The organism is Bauldia sp. (genome assembly GCF_020442045.1).
In the GTDB taxonomy this organism is placed as follows: Bacteria; Pseudomonadota; Alphaproteobacteria; order Rhizobiales; family Kaistiaceae; genus Bauldia.
In genome coordinates, this window is record NZ_JAGRLA010000075.1 from 14,265 (window position 1) to 29,408 (window position 15,144).

The following is a 15,144-nucleotide window of genomic DNA, read 5'->3' on the forward strand; positions in this document are numbered from 1 at the left end:
AACCGCCGCCTAGCCGGGCGCGGAGGCCTTGCGATAGTGCTCGAGCACGAAGAGCCGGATCGACGAGGAAAGATTGGTGTCCGCCCGCCGATCGCGATCGATCCCGGCGATCAGGGCGGCGACGCTCGTCTTCCGGTCACTGGCGATCGCGGCGAGCGCATCCCAGAAGGGAGTTTCGATCGAAACGCTGGTCCGATGCCCGGCTATGGAGATCGAGCGCTTCATCGGGCGCGCCGGCTACTCGTCTGGCCGGTCGCGGCGATGGCCCTCGATATGCCGGTCCGCCTGGTCGCGGTCGATCCGGTCCGTGTCTTTCGCGGTCCTGGTGCGGCCATGGCGCGAGCGGTTCTCCGCCGCCGCCGCTTCCTTCTCGACGCGCGCCCTGGCCTTTCGGAAACGGCGAAGGTTGACGATCTCGGCGGGCATCATGCGGGTCCGATCATCGCCTCCGGCCGGACGACCTCGTCGAATTCCTCGCCGGTCACGTAGCCGAGCCGCAGCGCTTCCTCGCGCAGCGTCGTACCGTTCTTGTGGGCGGTCTTGGCGATTTCGGCCGCCCTGTCATAGCCGATCTTCGGGGCAAGCGCGGTGACCAGCATCAGCGAGCGCTCGACGCCGGCCTTGATGTTGTCGAGGCGCGGCTCGATGCCGACGACGCAATTGTCGGTGAAGGCCGATGCCGACTCGGCCATCAGGTCGACCGACTGCAGAAAGTTATAGGCCATCACCGGGTTGTAGACGTTCAGCTCGAAATGGCCCTGGCTGCCGGCGACGGTGATCGCGGTATTGTTGCCGAAGACCTGGACGCAGACCTGGGTCAGGGCCTCGTTCTGGGTCGGGTTGACCTTGCCCGGCATGATCGACGACCCCGGCTCGTTTTCCGGCAGGGCGAGCTCGCCGAGGCCGGAGCGCGGGCCGGAGCCGAGGAAGCGGATGTCGTTGGCGATCTTGAACAGCGACGCGGCGACGGTGTTGATCGCGCCGTGGGAGAAGACCATCGCGTCATGCGCGGCAAGTGCCTCGAACTTGTTCGGCGCCGAGGTGAAGGGGAGGCCGGAGATGGCCGCGATCCTTTCGGCTATCTTCTCCGCGAAGCCGAGCGGCGCGTTGAGGCCGGTGCCGACCGCGGTGCCGCCCTGGGCGATCTCCATCAGCTTCGGCAGGGTCTGCTCGATCCGGGCGATGCCGTTTTCGAGCTGCATCGCATAGCCCGAGAATTCCTGGCCGAGGGTGAGGGGGGTCGCGTCCTGGGTATGGGTGCGGCCGATCTTGACGATCTCCTTCCACGCTTCGGCCTTGGCGGCGAGCGCGTCCCTCAGCTTGGCCAGCGACGGGATGAGCCGGTGGACGACCTCCTCGGCGCAGGCGATGTGCATGGCGCTCGGGAAGCAGTCGTTGGACGACTGGCTCATGTTGACGTGGTTGTTGGGGTGGACCGGGTCTTTCGAGCCGATCTCGCCGCCGAGGATTTCGATCGCGCGATTGGCGATGACCTCGTTGGCGTTCATGTTCGACTGGGTGCCGGAGCCGGTCTGCCAGACGACGAGCGGGAAATGGGCGTCGAGCCTGCCGTCGATCACCTCCTGGGCGGCCTCGACGATGGCCTTGCCGATCGTCGGGTCGAGGCGGCCGAGGTCCATGTTGGCTTCGGCCGCGGCCCGCTTGACCATGCCGAGCGCGCGGACGACCGGTTCGGGCATCCGCTCGCCGCCGATCGGGAAATTCCGGATGGAGCGCTGGGTCTGCGCGCCCCAGTAGCGGTCGGCGGGAACATCGATCGGACCGAAGGTGTCGGATTCGGTCCGCAGTGCCGTTTCCGCCGTGCGCGGCGGCTGGAAATGCGATCGCTTGCCCATGGACTCAGTTCTTCTTGCGGAAGGCGTCGAGGCTGACGACCTGGGCGTCGCCCGCCGGCTGGCCGTCTTCCTCGTGATTCTCGTCTTCGCCCGGTTCCGCTTCGGCGACCGGCGCCGGCAACCGGGCCGAAGTGTCGTCGTCGACCGGCTGCGGCTCCTCTTCCTCGAGCACGCGCGGCGCCTCGGCCGGAAGCTCGCCCGGCCTGGTCGCGATCTCGAACTGGAGGCCGAACTGGACGGAGGGATCGAGGAAGCCCTTCACCGCGGTGAAAGGAATATGCAGCCGCTCCGGAATCCCGTCGAAGGACAGTCCGATATCGAAGGCATGCTCGGTCACCGCCAGATCCCAGTACTGGTGCTGGACGACGATCGTCATGTCCTCGGGATATTGCGCGAGGAGGCGGCTCGATACCCTGACGCCCGGCGCATGGGTCGCGAAGCTGATGAAGAAGTGATGGTCGCCCGGCAAGCCGGTGCGTGCGACCTCGGACAGGACCTTGCGGACCACGCCGCGCAATGCGTCCTGCGCAAGTATGTCGTAGCGAATGAGATCTTCGGCCATGACCCCGATCAACCAAGTCGAAGCCGGCAATGGCTCCGGATAACCCAAAACCGGAGCCGCGCGGCCCCGGAAATCAGTGGAGGCTTCTGTTGCCAGGTGCCTCCGAACCCCGCCTTACGGTGCAAACCGCAAGGGCTTGAGATGAGGATGCGTCACTGCATTACGCAGCGAGGCGAACCTCTGCATAGTTGTCGTTGGCAACTATAGATTTGGCCCGATAACGGCGGGTACCATGCCGGGCAAAAGCACACCCTTTACGCCCTCGTCGATCCTATTTCGCCCCCGCCGGAGACCGCTTCTCGGTCCAAAACGGGCTCTGGTGGAGGCGCCGGGTACTGCCCCCGGGTCCGCAGGGTTTATTTCGATGGCCATTTATCGCCATAGCCGGATCGCTCCGGCACTGGAGAATATAGGGATTCGAGCGCTGGATGGGAAGCGGGTCGACGATCCCTTGCTCCGAGCCCCGCTCCGGGGAATTGAATGTTGCGTCGCAGCATCGCCGGGTGGTAGCATCGCGGTCCTTTCTGCTTCAATCTTCACGTCATAACGGCCCCGGCGGGCCACGAAAGTCATGCAATGGCGAACTTTGCGCGAAACGCTGTCGTTCTCGGGCTGCTGACGGCCGTCGGTCCGTTTGCGATCGACATGTATCTGCCGGCGCTGCCCGACATCGGCGCCGACCTCCATACCGAGCCCGGCATGGTGCAGTTCAGCGTGCTTGCCCTGTTCGCCGCGGTCGGCCTCTGCCAGGTGATCTATGGGCCGCTGTCGGACATGTTCGGCCGCCGGCGTCCGCTCTTCGTCGGGATGGTGCTCTATACGATCGGCGGTATCGGATGCGCGCTGGCGCCGTCTGTCGAAATGTTGATTGCAATGCGATTCCTGCAGGGTGTCGGGGCCTGCGCGGCGATGACGATCCCGCGCGCGGTCGTTCGCGACCTGCATACCGGTCCCGATGCGGCGCAACTGATGTCGCTGGTGATGCTGGTGTTCAGCGTCTCGCCGATGCTGGCGCCGCTGCTCGGCAGCCTCGTCACCGAATTTGCCGGCTGGCGCGAGATATTCTGGGTTCTTGCCGGATTGGGCGTGCTCGCCCTCGCGCTGGCGTTGACCGCCTTGCCGGAAACCCGCCCGCCGGAGGCGCGGATCGCCAGCAACTGGGGCTCCGCCTTCTCCAACTACGGGCGGCTGCTGGCCGACCGGCGGTTCCTGGGGGTGACGCTGATCGGCGGCTTCGGCATGTCGGCGTTCTTCTCGTACATAACCGGGGGGTCGTACCTGTTCATCGACCATTTCGGCCTCAGCCCGATCCAGTTCAGCGCGATCTTCGCCTCGAATGCCTTCGCCTTCATCGGCATGGCGCAGCTCAACGGCTGGGCGGCGAGGCGGTTCGGCCTGTCGCGGGTGGTGCTGACGGCGGCGACGGCTTTCGCCTGCTTCACGCTGTTGCTGCTGACCTTGACGCTGCTCGGCAGGGAGAGCCTCGTCGTGCTGTGGGCGATGCTGTTCGTCAGCTTCGGGACGCTGGGCCTCGTCGTACCGACCAGCGCGGTGCTGGCCCTTGACGACCACGGGCCGATTGCCGGGACCGCTTCGGCCCTGCTCGGGACGACACAGATGCTGCTCGGGGCGCTGGTCACGGCGGTAGTCAGTCTCTTCGCCGACGGCTCGCCGCTGCCGCTCGTCAGCGGAATCGCGGCGTGCGGCGGCATGGCGGCGCTGCTCGCCTGGCTGACGCTTGGCCGACGCAGCGGCCGCGGCCGGGGCGGAAACACCGTGCCCGCGCCGGCGGAATAGGGGGTGAGGCGGGCGAACTTGGCCCGCGGCCCGCAAAGAGTCATTCTGCCCCCGGTTCGGGCGGGCGAATCGACGTGAAGGCTGGCTGGACGTGCGGCAATATCTCGACCTGATGCGGATGGCGCTGGAGACCGGCGTCGAGAAGAGCGACCGGACGGGAACCGGCACGCGATCGATCTTCGGCCACCAGATGCGATTCGATCTCGCCGAAGGCTTCCCGCTGGTCACCACCAAGAAGCTCCACCTCAAGTCGATCATCCACGAGCTCCTGTGGTTCCTCTCCGGCGACACCAACATCCGCTATCTCAGGGAGAACGGCGTCCGCATCTGGGACGAATGGGCCGACGAGAACGGCGACCTCGGGCCGGTCTACGGGGCGCAGTGGCGGGCGTGGCCGGCTCCCGACGGCGGGTCGATCGACCAGATTCGCCAAGTGGTTGAAGGCATCCGTTCAAACCCCGATTCACGCCGGCTGATCGTCTCCGCCTGGAATCCGGCGGAGGTCGACCGGATGGCGCTGCCGCCATGCCATTGCCTGTTCCAGTTCTACGTGGCGGAGGGGAAGCTCTCCTGCCAGCTCTACCAGCGCTCGGCCGACATCTTCCTCGGCGTGCCGTTCAACATCGCTTCCTATGCGCTGCTGACGATGATGATCGCCCAGGTCACCGGGCTGAAGCCGGGGGACTTCATCCACACCCTCGGCGACACGCATCTCTATCTCAACCACATGGACCAGGCCCGGTTGCAGCTCGGGCGGGATCCGCGCCCCCTGCCGAGGATGGCAATCAACCCGGAGGTCGGGTCGATCTTCGACTTCGTCTATGACGACTTCGTCCTCGAGGGCTACGATCCGCATCCGCATATCAAGGCGGAAGTCGCGGTTTGAGCGCCGCAAGCGGCAGGCCGACCGTCTCGATCATCGCCGCGGTTGCCGAAAACGGCGTGATCGGCGCCGACGGCGCGATGCCGTGGCGCCTGTCGACCGACATGAAGCGCTTCAGGCTGCTGACGATGGGCAAGCCGGTGATCATGGGGCGCAAGACCTTCGAGTCGATCGGCAAGCCGCTCGCCGGCCGCCTCAACGTGGTGGTGACCGGAAATCCCGGCTTCCGGGCGGATGGTATCGCGGTGGTTCCGAACCTGGGGGCGGCGCTGGCGCTGGCCACTGACCGGGCGGCCGAGGCCGGGGAGGTGGTGGTGATCGGCGGCGGCCAGGTCTATGCGGCGGCGATGGACCTCGCCGCCAGGCTCTACATCACCCACGTGGCTGCGGAGCCGGTTGGGGACGTCCATTTCCCGGACATCGATCCGGCGGTCTGGCGCCCCGTGTCGCAGGAGGAGGTGCCGGCCGGCGAGCGCGATACAGCGGCAACCAGATTTGTCGTTTACGAACGCCGCTGACGGCAACCGCCGAGTTGACACAAAGCCGGTGCAGTACCACTTGGAAGGTGCCAGGCAAGCGCGGTGCCGGGCAACGGCGGCGCGTTGAAACCCCCGGGCAAGTCGCCTATAACCCGCGCCAAATCAAATGCGGCTGTCCGGTTATCGGCGGCCTGCCGGAGCTTCGGAAAGGAGCAATATGCCCTGGGACAATCAGTCCAGCGGTGGTGGCGGTTGGAAGAGCGGAAATGGTGGCCCGTGGGGGCAGCCGCCGCGCAACACCGGCGGTGGCGGCGGTGGCGGACCGACGCCTCCCGATCTCGAGGAACTGCTGCGGCGTAGCCAGGACCGTCTGAAGAGCGTGTTGCCCGGCGGCAGCGGCCGCAAGATGAACCCGTTGACGATCATCGCGATCCTCACGGTGGTGGCGGCGCTTCTCGCCTACAACTTCTTCACCTTCCGGGTGCAGCCGGACGAGGTCGGCGTCGTCCTGCTCTTCGGCAAATACGATCGCGAGGCGCCTCCGGGCCTCAACTTCCGCCTGCCGTATCCGATCGAAACCGTCTACACCCCGCGGGTGACGCGCGTTAACCGGGTGACCATCGGCCAGTTCGGCGACGATACCGGCAGCAGCGGCCGGGACATTCCCGAAGAGAGCCTGATGCTCACCGGCGACGAGAACATCGTCGACATCGACTTCTCGGTCTTCTGGGTGATCGACAATGCGCGGAACTACCTGTTCAACATGGAAGACCCGCAAGGATCGGTGAAGGCGGCCGCCGAAAGCGCCATGCGCGAGGTTGTTGGCCGCTCGAACATCCAGCCGCTCCTCACCCAGGCACGCCAGATCACCGAGAGCGACGTGCGGGAACTGATCCAGCAGACCATGGATCACTACGAGGCCGGCGTGCAGATCACGCAGGTCCAGCTCCTCAAGGTCGACCCGCCGAGCGAGGTGATCGCGGCGTTCCGCGACGTCCAGGCGGCGCGCGCCGACCAGGAGCGCCTGCAGAACGAAGCGCAGACCTACGCCAACCGGGTGATTCCGGAGGCGCGAGGCCAGGCATCCCAGATCACCGAATCCGCGATCGCCTATCGCGACCGGATCACCAACGAGGCCCAGGGCCAGGCGGATCGCTTCACCCAGGTCTACGAGAGCTATCGCGCGGCGCCGGAGGTTACCCGCCAGCGCATGTATCTCGAAACGCTGGCCGATATCTTCGCGGGCACCAGCAAGGTCATTATCGACGAATCCGGCAGCGGCACCGGCGTGGTTCCATACCTGCCGCTCGACCAGCTCCAGCGCCGAGGTTCCTCAATCGGGGGGGGCAACTGATGAAGCGCGGAATCTTCGGTGGGATCGGCCTCATCATCATCGCCGTCATCGGCGTCCTGGCCTATCTCAGCATGTTCATCGTCGACCAGACGCAACAGGCGCTGGTCCTCCGCTTCGGGCAGGTGATCCGGCCGATCGCGCAGCCCGGGCTCTATTACAAGCTGCCGCTGATCGACAATGTCGTCTATTTCGACAAGCGGATTCTCGATCTCGATTCGCCGCCGCTCGAGGTGATCGCCTCGGACCAGAAGCGGCTCGTGGTCGATGCCTGGGGCCGGTACAAGATCGTCGACCCGCTGCGTTTCTACCAGTCGGTCGGAACCATTCCGGTCGCCGATTCGCGGCTGTCGGTTCTGCTCAATTCGGCGGTTCGGCAGGTGCTTGGCGACGCGACCTTCATCCAGCTGGTGCGTGACGAGCGCGCCGACCTGATGAAGCGCATCACCGAGCGGGTCGATCGCGAGGCGACGAGCCTCGGCATCGATGTCGTCGACGTGAGGATCCGCCGTGCCGACCTGCCGGAGGCGAACAGCCAGGCGATCTACCAGCGGATGCAGACCGAGCGCCAGCGCGAGGCGACCGAGATCCGCGCGCTTGGCGAGCAGCAGGCGCGTCGTATCCGCGCCGAGGCCGATCGGACGGCGACGGTCATCGTCGCGGAGGCGCAGCAGGAATCGGAGCGCGAGCGAGGCAGCGGCGAGGCCAGGCGGAACGAGATCTTCGCCAAGGCCTTCGGCGCCGATCCGGATTTCTTCGCCTTCTACCGATCCATGCAGGCCTACCAGCAGGGGCTTGGCGGCAATTCGGACACGCGGCTGGTGATCTCGCCCGATTCCGAATTCTTCCGGTTCTTCAACGACGCGACGGGTCTGGCGATGCAGCCGGCGCCGAATGTTCCGCCGCGCGCGGATGGTGCCGTGGCGGAACCCGAGCCGACCGCGGCGGCGCCGGCGCCGGATGCGGCAATGGATGACGCCGCGGTGACCGCGCCCGATGTCGTCGACGGCGGCGCAACGCCCGCGACGGATGGCGGCAACACGATCGAGTGATGGCGACGCGGCGACCCTTTTCGAGGGTCGCCGTTTTGCCTAATTTGCAGCATGATACTGCGATATGCGCCGTCCGCCGCGGACGGGCGGTTCTGTTGCGATCTCAGGAGATGGACCGATGGCCGTTCTTGCATCCGGTGGAGCGAAGTCGGGCTTGACCAGGCGACTGGCGGGAGTGCTCGCCCTGGGCCTCGGCGTCGCCGCCGGCATACAATCGCCGGCATGGGCGCGCGGTCCGGAATCGGTCGCCGATATCGCGGCCGAGCTGCTGGATTCGGTGGTCAATATCTCGACCAGCCAGACGGTGACGGGATCGCGCAGCACGCCTGCGCCGAAGCTTCCCGACGGTTCGCCATTCCAGGATTTCTTCGACGAATTCTTCGATCAGCGCCAGCAGGACAATAGCGACCGGCCACGGCGCGTGCAGTCGCTCGGTTCCGGCTTCGTCATCGACTCCTCGGGCGTGATCGTCACCAACAACCACGTCATCGACGGCGCCGACGAGATCACGGCGAATTTCGCCGACGGCACCAAGCTTACCGCGACGCTCATCGGCCGCGACGAGAAGACCGACCTGGCGGTGCTCAAGGTCGAGCCCGAGAAGCCGCTCGCGGCGCTCTCCTTCGGCGATTCCGAGCATCTGCGGGTCGGCGACTGGGTGATGGCGATCGGCAACCCCTTCGGGCTTGGCGGGACGGTGACGGTCGGCATCGTCTCGGCGCGCAACCGCGACATCAATTCCGGTCCCTACGACAACTTCATCCAGACCGACGCGTCGATCAACCGGGGCAATTCCGGCGGCCCGCTGTTCAACATGGACGGCCAGGTGATCGGCATCAACACCGCCATCATCTCGCCGACGGGCGGCTCGATCGGCATCGGTTTCGCCGTGCCGTCGAGCACCGCGATCAACGTCATCCAGCAGCTCCGCGACTTCGGCGAGACGCGCCGAGGCTGGCTCGGCGTTCGCATCCAGGAAGTGACCGACGAGATCGCCGAGGGGCTGGCGATGAAGGACGCGGTCGGGGCGCTGGTCGCCGGGGTGACCGACCCGGGCCCGGCGGCCGAGGCCGGCATCGCGCCGGGCGACGTCATCGTCAAGTTCGACGGCCGGCCGGTGTCGGCGATGCACGAGCTGCCGCGGATGGTCGCCGACGAGCCGGTCGGCAAGGAAGTGGAGATCGTGGTGATCCGCAAAGGCACCGAAGAGGTGCTCAAGGTGAAGCTCGGCCGCCTCGAGGAGGCGGAGGCCAAGGAGGTCGCGTCGCTGGAAGCGGACGAGCCGGCGCCCGCCGACGAGCCGGCTGTGGTCACCGGGCCGCTCGGCCTTTCCCTTTCCGACCTTTCGCCGACGCTCCGCGAGAAATTCGGCATCAAGGACGAGGTCGACGGCGTGCTGGTGACGGACGTGATCGAGGGCAGCCCCGCCGCCGAGAAGCGGGTGCAGGCCGGCGACGTGATCCTCGAGATCTCCCAGGAGCCGGTGGATTCGCCGGAGGCCATCGACGAGCGGATCAAGCAGCTCAAGACCGACGGGCGGAAGTCGGCGCTGCTGCTGCTCGCCAACAAGAATGGTGATCTCCGCTTCGTGGCGGTGACCCTCGAATAGGCCTGATCGGACGGGGCGGGGCCGATATCCCGCCGATGCCCTCCGGTAAATGGGGTCAGCCGACGAAGTCGCTTCGCCGGTATCCCTGCGCATAGAGCAGCGCCGTCAGGTCGCCGTGGTCGATCCGCGCATCCGCGATCGCGGCGAGCCTGGGCTTGGCGTGGAAGGCGATGCCAAGCCCCGCCGCCTCGACCATCGGGATGTCGTTGGCGCCGTCGCCGACCGCCAGCGTCCCTTCGGGCGGGACGGCGAGGCGCGTCGCCTCCTCTTCAAGCGTCGCCCGCTTTGTGTCCGGGTCGACCACCGGCTCGCCGACCCTGCCGGTCAGACGGCCATCACCGGCGAGCAGCCGGTTCGCCCTGACCTTGTCGAATCCGAGCAGCCGTCCGACAGGTTCGGCGAAGTCGGTGAAGCCGCCCGACACGAGCACCGCCGCGGCACCATTCGCCCGCATCGTCGCGACCAGGGTCCGGGCGCCGGGCATCGTGGTGATCCGCGTCTCGAGCACCTCGGCGAGGGTTGCGAGCGGGAGGCCGGCGAGGAGGGCGGCGCGTTCGTGCAGCGCCGAGGCGAAGGCGATCTCGCCGGCCATGGCGCGCTCGGTCAGTGCCGCGACCTCGGCCTTGAAACCGGCAAGGTCGGCCAGCTCGTCGATGCATTCCTGGGCGATCATGGTGGAATCCATGTCGGCGACCAGCAGCCGCTTGCGGCGATGGGCTGAGGGCTGGACGACGAGGTCGACCGGCAGTTGGTCGATCAGGCGGCCGAGTGCCGACCTGTCCGGCGCCTCGGCGGCCTCGAAGGCAAGATCGACGGCTTCATGCTCGCCGAGCCAGGTCGTGCGGGCGCCCGGGACGGCATCCGCAAGGGCGGCGCGCGCCGCTTCGAGCGCGGCGGCGTTGCCGGGCGCGGCGATCAGGGTCGTGACGAATTCAGTCATCCGTGAGGGATGGATCCTCGGGTCTAGGGATGGGCGACGGGCCGCTTCAATCGAGGACGTGGCTGACCACGCCATCCGCGAGCTTGGGCTCGAACCAGGTGGATTTCGGCGGCATGATGCCATCGGCGTCGGCGACCGCCATCAGGTCGGCCATGCTGGTCGGGTAGAGCGCGAAGGCGACCGCCCAGTCGTCGGACGCGACGCGCTTCTCCAGCTCACGCAGGCCGCGGCCGCCGCCGACGAAGTCGATGCGCTTGTCGGTGCGCGGGTCGGTAATGGCGAAGAGCGGCTCGATGACGTTGCGGGTCAGCAGGGTGATCGGCAGCCGGCCGATCGGGTCGGCCGCGGGGATCCTGCCGGCCGGCAGCGTCAGCCGGTACCAGGCGCCGTCGAGGACCATGCCGAAGACGTTCGCCGCGTCGGGCTCCACGGGCGTGTCGGAGGGCTCGACGGCAAGGCGCTTGCGTAGCTCGGAAAGGAAATCCTCCGCACTCCGGCCGTTGAGGTCGGCGATCACCCGGTTATAGGCGAGGATCGTCATCTCGTGGTCGGGGAAGGTGACGGTGAGAAAGGCGGCGTTCGGACCCTCCCGGTCGCCGCGTGCCTCGGCGACCCGGGCGGCGGCGGCCGAACGGTGATGGCCGTCGGCTATATAAAGCGCGGGCATGGCGTCGAAAGCGGCGGTGACGGCGGCGATCGTCTCTTCCGAATCGACGACCCAGAGCTGATGCGTGACGCCGTCCGGCCAGGTGACGTCGATCACCGGGTCACCTTCCGCCGCGGCGGCCAGCATGGCGTCGACTTGCGGGGCAGCGGGATAGGCGAGCATCACCGGCCCGGTCTGGACGCCGACCGCCTCGATCTGGCGGACGCGGTCGTCTTCCTTCGCCGGTGTCGTGAGTTCATGCTTGCGGATGCGGTTGGTCGCATAGTCGGCGAGCGAGGCGACCGCCGCGAGGCCGGTCTGGACATGGCCCTGCCAGGTCAGGCGATAGACGTAATAGAGCGGCGCATCGTCACGGACGAGGATACCTTCCGCGATCATCCGTTCGAGGTTCCCGGCCGCCCTGGCATAGACTTCCGGGGCGTAGGGGTCGATGTCGCTGCCAAGGTCGATCTCCGGCTTCGAGACGTGGAGGAAGCTCCACGGCTTGCCGGCGGCGCGCTCGCGCGCCTCGGCGCTGGAGAGCACGTCATACGGGGGCGCCAGCACGTCGGCGGCGCGTCCCGGCGCGGGGCGCAAGGCGCGGAAAGGTTGAATAAGGGGCACGGGCACATACGTCCTTGCGTAGTGGATGGCGCCGGTTTTAGTGATCGTCGGTGACGGGTTCAACACCTCGTCGGTGGTATCGGCGCGAGATCGCGCAAACCGAGGCATAGTCACGGCATGACGGATGCCATTCTCATTGCCGGGCCGACGGCAAGCGGCAAATCGCGGCTGGCGATCGATATTGCGCGAAGCGAAGGCGGCACCGTCATCAATGCCGATTCCATGCAGGTCTATCGCGAGCTCAGGATTCTCTCGGCGCGGCCCGACGAAGTCGATCTTTCGGCGGTACCGCACGATCTCTACGGCCACGTGCCGGCGACGACCCGCTATTCGGTGGGGCTCTGGCTGAACGATGCGGCGCATGCGCTCGACCGGGCGCGGAGCGAGGGCAGGATGCCGATCTTCGTTGGCGGGACCGGCCTCTATTTCCGCGCCCTGACCGAGGGACTGGCGAGCATTCCACCGGTTCCGGCCGAGGTCAGGGAGCGGCTCGCCGACGAAACGCGCGACGTCGCGTCCGAGGTGCTCCATGCGCGGCTTACGGCATGCGACCCGCATACGGCGGGTGAGATACCCCCCTCCGACAGGGCGCGCATCTGCCGGGCGCTCGAGGTGTTCGAGGCGACCGGGCGGCCACTGGCCGCGTGGCGGGAGGGACCTGGCGTCCCGCCGCCGGTCTCGGGCGACGTCCGCCGCATGGTCATCGCTCCCGATCGTGCCTGGCTGCATCAGCGCATCTCGGAACGGGCCGACGCCATGCTCCACGAGGGCGTGCTCCAGGAGGTGCGCCGGCTGCTCGGGCTCGGCCTCTCGCCGGAGTTGCCGGCGATGAAGGCGATCGGCGTCCGCCACTTCCACGATCACCTCGAGGGGAATCTGTCGCTTGGCGAGGCGATCGCCGGGGTCAAGACCGAGACCCGCCGCTATGCCAAGCGACAGGAGACCTGGTTCCGCAACCAGATGCCGGACTGGCCGCGGGTCGGACCGCCCGGGCCGTGATCGCAAAAATAAGTCGTTGACCGGACAGGCGGCCGTGCCTATCTTGCGGCGCAGCTTATGGAGTGAAGCAATGACGGCGAAGTTCGTCCTCGTAATCATGGAGCGTACCACCACGATGGCGTGAGCCGTCGCGACTGGTGGTGCGCTGACCGGGCCCGACAGGGCCTTTTTTTATGGCGAAACGGGAAGGGTCGAGAGGGACCGAGTGGTGAGATGAAACGGAAACAGAACGGCGCAAGCAGGCACGGCGAGCAGATGACGGGCGCGGAGATGGTGGTCCAGGCGCTCGCGGATCAGGGCGTGGAGCATGTCTTCGGATATCCCGGCGGCGCCGTGCTTCCGATCTATGACGAGATCATCCAGCAGGACCGGTTCAAGCATGTCCTCGTCCGCCACGAGCAGGGCGCCGGCCATGCGGCGGAAGGCTATGCGCGATCGACCGGCAAGCCCGGCGTCGTGCTGGTCACCTCCGGTCCCGGTGCCACGAACATGGTCACCGCGCTGACCGACGCGCTGATGGATTCGATCCCGATGGTCTGCCTGACCGGGCAGGTGCCGACCCACCTGATCGGCACCGACGCCTTCCAGGAATGCGACACGGTCGGCATCACCCGGCCATGCACCAAGCACAACTGGCTGGTGAAGGACGTCAACGACCTCAGCCGCGTCCTCCACGAGGCCTTCCATGTCGCGAGCAGCGGCCGCCCTGGGCCGGTGGTGATCGACATCCCGAAGGACGTCCAGTTCGCGACGGGCGTCTATACCGGGCCCGACCACGTCGAGCACAAGACCTATCGTCCGCGGACCAAGGGCGATCCGAACGCCATTCGCGCGGCGGTCGAGGCGATCGCCAAGGCGAAGCGGCCGGTCTTCTATACCGGCGGCGGCGTCGTCAATTCCGGCCCGCGCGCGGCCAAGGCGCTCCGCGAACTGGTGCATCTGACCGGCTTTCCGATCACCTCGACGCTGATGGGACTCGGCGCGTTTCCCGCTTCCGATCCGCAATGGCTCGGCATGCTCGGCATGCACGGCACCTTCGAGGCCAATAATGCGATGCATGATTGCGACCTGATGATCGCCATCGGCGCCCGTTTCGACGATCGCATCACCGGCCGCACCGATGCCTTCTCGCCGGGGTCGCGGAAGATCCAGATCGATATCGACGCCTCGTCGATCAACAAGAATATCCGCGTCGACCTGCCGATCATCGGCGACGTGGCCGAGGTGCTGGAAGACATGCTGGTCGTCTGGAAGGCCGAGAAGCCGAAAATCGACGACACCGCCCGGAAGGGCTGGTGGAAGCAGATCGAGACCTGGCGGGCGCGGGATTGCCTCGCCTATCGCCGGAATGCCGACGTCATCATGCCGCAATATGCGATCGAGCGCCTCTACGCGGCGACCCGGGACCGGGACACCTACATCACCACCGAGGTCGGGCAGCACCAGATGTGGGCGGCGCAGTTCTACGGCTTCGACGAGCCGAATCGCTGGATGACCTCCGGCGGCCTCGGGACGATGGGCTATGGCCTGCCGGCGGCGCTGGGCGTCCAGGTCGCCCATCCCGACAGCCTGGTCATCGATATCGCCGGCGACGCCTCGGTGCTGATGACCATGCAGGAGATGTCGACGGCGGTGCAGCACGACCTGCCGGTCAAGATATTCATCCTCAACAACCAGTATATGGGGATGGTGCGCCAGTGGCAGCAGCTGCTGCACGGCAACCGGCTGTCGCACAGCTATATGGATTCGCTGCCGGATTTCGTGAAGCTGGCGGAAGCCTATGGCTGCGTCGGCATCCGCGCCGAAAAGCCGGACGAGCTCGACGATGCGATCGCCGAGATGATCTCGGTCGACAAGCCGGTGCTGTTCGATTGCCGGGTGGTGGCGCTCGCCAACTGCTTCCCGATGATCCCGTCGGGCAAGGCGCATAACGAGATGCTGCTGCCGGACGAGGCAACCGACGAGGCGATCGGCAGCGCCATCGACACCAAGGGAAAGGCGCTCGTCTGATGGCAACCACGCGCACACGCAAGCCGGCCGCCCGCAAGGCGGCGGCCGGGACCAGGAAAGCGGCGGCGGCCAAGAAGGCCCCCGCCAGGAAGGCTCCCGCCAAGCGCAAGCTTCGCCACGAGGCGGAGCTTCCGTCGCCGGCTCCGGCCTCGGCCTATTTCATCGAGGAGCGGCACGAGCGCTACGAGCGGCATACGCTGTCGGTGACCGTCGACAACGAGCCGGGCGTGCTCGCCCGGGTGGTCGGGCTGTTCTCCGGCCGCGGCTACAACATCGACAGCCTGACGGTGTCCGAGACGGAGCACGCCAAGCACCAGTCGCGGATCACCATCGTCA

15 protein-coding genes and 1 other RNA gene are annotated in these 15,144 nt (G+C 66.9%); 9 read left to right on the forward strand and 7 right to left on the reverse strand.

All coding sequences use genetic code 11. The annotated features are described in order from the left end of the window. Positions 1-9 precede the first annotated feature (9 nt). The 5 genes from KDJ86_RS08415 to ssrA all read right to left on the reverse strand — a co-directional run bounded on the left by KDJ86_RS08415 (position 10) and on the right by ssrA (position 2,857). Positions 10-225: a ribbon-helix-helix domain-containing protein gene (locus KDJ86_RS08415; RefSeq protein WP_291744674.1), complete on the reverse strand. Its 216-nt coding sequence runs from the start codon at positions 223-225 to the stop codon at positions 10-12. 12 nt (positions 226-237) lie between these two features. Then, positions 238-426, reverse strand: coding sequence for a DUF4169 family protein (locus KDJ86_RS08420; RefSeq protein WP_291744675.1), 189 nt, complete (start codon positions 424-426; stop codon positions 238-240). Continuing rightward, positions 426-1,856, reverse strand: a complete 1,431-nt coding sequence (fumC, locus tag KDJ86_RS08425) for a class II fumarate hydratase (RefSeq protein ID WP_291744676.1) — start codon at positions 1,854-1,856, stop codon at positions 426-428. Before fumC ends, KDJ86_RS08420 begins: the two co-directional genes overlap by 1 nt. 4 nt (positions 1,857-1,860) lie before the next feature. Continuing rightward, positions 1,861-2,418, reverse strand: coding sequence for an SspB family protein (locus KDJ86_RS08430; RefSeq protein ID WP_291744677.1), 558 nt, complete (start codon positions 2,416-2,418; stop codon positions 1,861-1,863). 75 nt (positions 2,419-2,493) lie between these two features. Beyond that, positions 2,494-2,857, reverse strand: a transfer-messenger RNA (tmRNA) gene (gene ssrA, locus KDJ86_RS08435). Positions 2,858-2,994: 137 nt separating this feature from the next. On the opposite strand from ssrA, the gene KDJ86_RS08440 reads away from it, so the two are divergent. The 6 genes from KDJ86_RS08440 to KDJ86_RS08465 all read left to right on the forward strand — a co-directional run bounded on the left by KDJ86_RS08440 (position 2,995) and on the right by KDJ86_RS08465 (position 9,589). Then, complete coding sequence (locus tag KDJ86_RS08440; protein ID WP_291744678.1) at positions 2,995-4,215, forward strand: multidrug effflux MFS transporter; 1,221 nt, start codon at positions 2,995-2,997, stop codon at positions 4,213-4,215. Between the two features lie 91 nt (positions 4,216-4,306). Next, entirely contained in the window at positions 4,307-5,101 is a 795-nt protein-coding gene (locus KDJ86_RS08445) for a thymidylate synthase (protein WP_521085268.1), read from the forward strand. Next, positions 5,098-5,616, forward strand: a complete 519-nt coding sequence (locus KDJ86_RS08450) for a dihydrofolate reductase (RefSeq protein ID WP_291744679.1) — start codon at positions 5,098-5,100, stop codon at positions 5,614-5,616. Before KDJ86_RS08445 ends, KDJ86_RS08450 begins: the two co-directional genes overlap by 4 nt. A gap of 178 nt (positions 5,617-5,794) precedes the next feature. Then, positions 5,795-6,931 carry an FtsH protease activity modulator HflK gene (gene hflK / locus KDJ86_RS08455; protein ID WP_291744680.1) on the forward strand — a complete coding sequence of 379 codons (1,137 nt, stop codon included), beginning with the start codon at positions 5,795-5,797 and terminating at the stop codon, positions 6,929-6,931. Further along, positions 6,931-7,980 carry a protease modulator HflC gene (gene hflC / locus KDJ86_RS08460; protein ID WP_291744681.1) on the forward strand — a complete coding sequence of 350 codons (1,050 nt, stop codon included), beginning with the start codon at positions 6,931-6,933 and terminating at the stop codon, positions 7,978-7,980. The genes hflK and hflC overlap by 1 nt, the downstream gene beginning before the upstream one ends. A gap of 118 nt (positions 7,981-8,098) precedes the next feature. Beyond that, positions 8,099-9,589: a DegQ family serine endoprotease gene (locus KDJ86_RS08465; protein WP_291744682.1), complete on the forward strand. Its 1,491-nt coding sequence runs from the start codon at positions 8,099-8,101 to the stop codon at positions 9,587-9,589. Positions 9,590-9,644: 55 nt separating this feature from the next. Here the strand turns inward: KDJ86_RS08465 and serB are convergent, their stop codons facing one another. Together serB and KDJ86_RS08475 are read right to left on the reverse strand one after the other, a co-directional pair. Next, complete coding sequence (serB, locus tag KDJ86_RS08470) at positions 9,645-10,529, reverse strand: phosphoserine phosphatase SerB (RefSeq protein ID WP_291744683.1); 885 nt, start codon at positions 10,527-10,529, stop codon at positions 9,645-9,647. Positions 10,530-10,575: 46 nt separating this feature from the next. Next, positions 10,576-11,907 carry a DUF1015 domain-containing protein gene (locus tag KDJ86_RS08475; protein ID WP_291744684.1) on the reverse strand — a complete coding sequence of 444 codons (1,332 nt, stop codon included), beginning with the start codon at positions 11,905-11,907 and terminating at the stop codon, positions 10,576-10,578. 9 nt (positions 11,908-11,916) lie between these two features. On the opposite strand from KDJ86_RS08475, the gene miaA reads away from it, so the two are divergent. The 3 genes from miaA to ilvN form a co-directional block, all read left to right on the forward strand. Next, positions 11,917-12,798, forward strand: a complete 882-nt coding sequence (gene miaA / locus KDJ86_RS08480; RefSeq protein WP_291744685.1) for a tRNA (adenosine(37)-N6)-dimethylallyltransferase MiaA — start codon at positions 11,917-11,919, stop codon at positions 12,796-12,798. 255 nt (positions 12,799-13,053) lie between these two features. After that, positions 13,054-14,808, forward strand: coding sequence for an acetolactate synthase 3 large subunit (locus KDJ86_RS08485; protein ID WP_521085269.1), 1,755 nt, complete (start codon positions 13,054-13,056; stop codon positions 14,806-14,808). After that, on the forward strand, positions 14,808-15,144 hold a 337-nt coding region (ilvN, locus tag KDJ86_RS08490; RefSeq protein WP_291744687.1), incomplete at its 3' end, for an acetolactate synthase small subunit. The genes KDJ86_RS08485 and ilvN, both read left to right, overlap by 1 nt.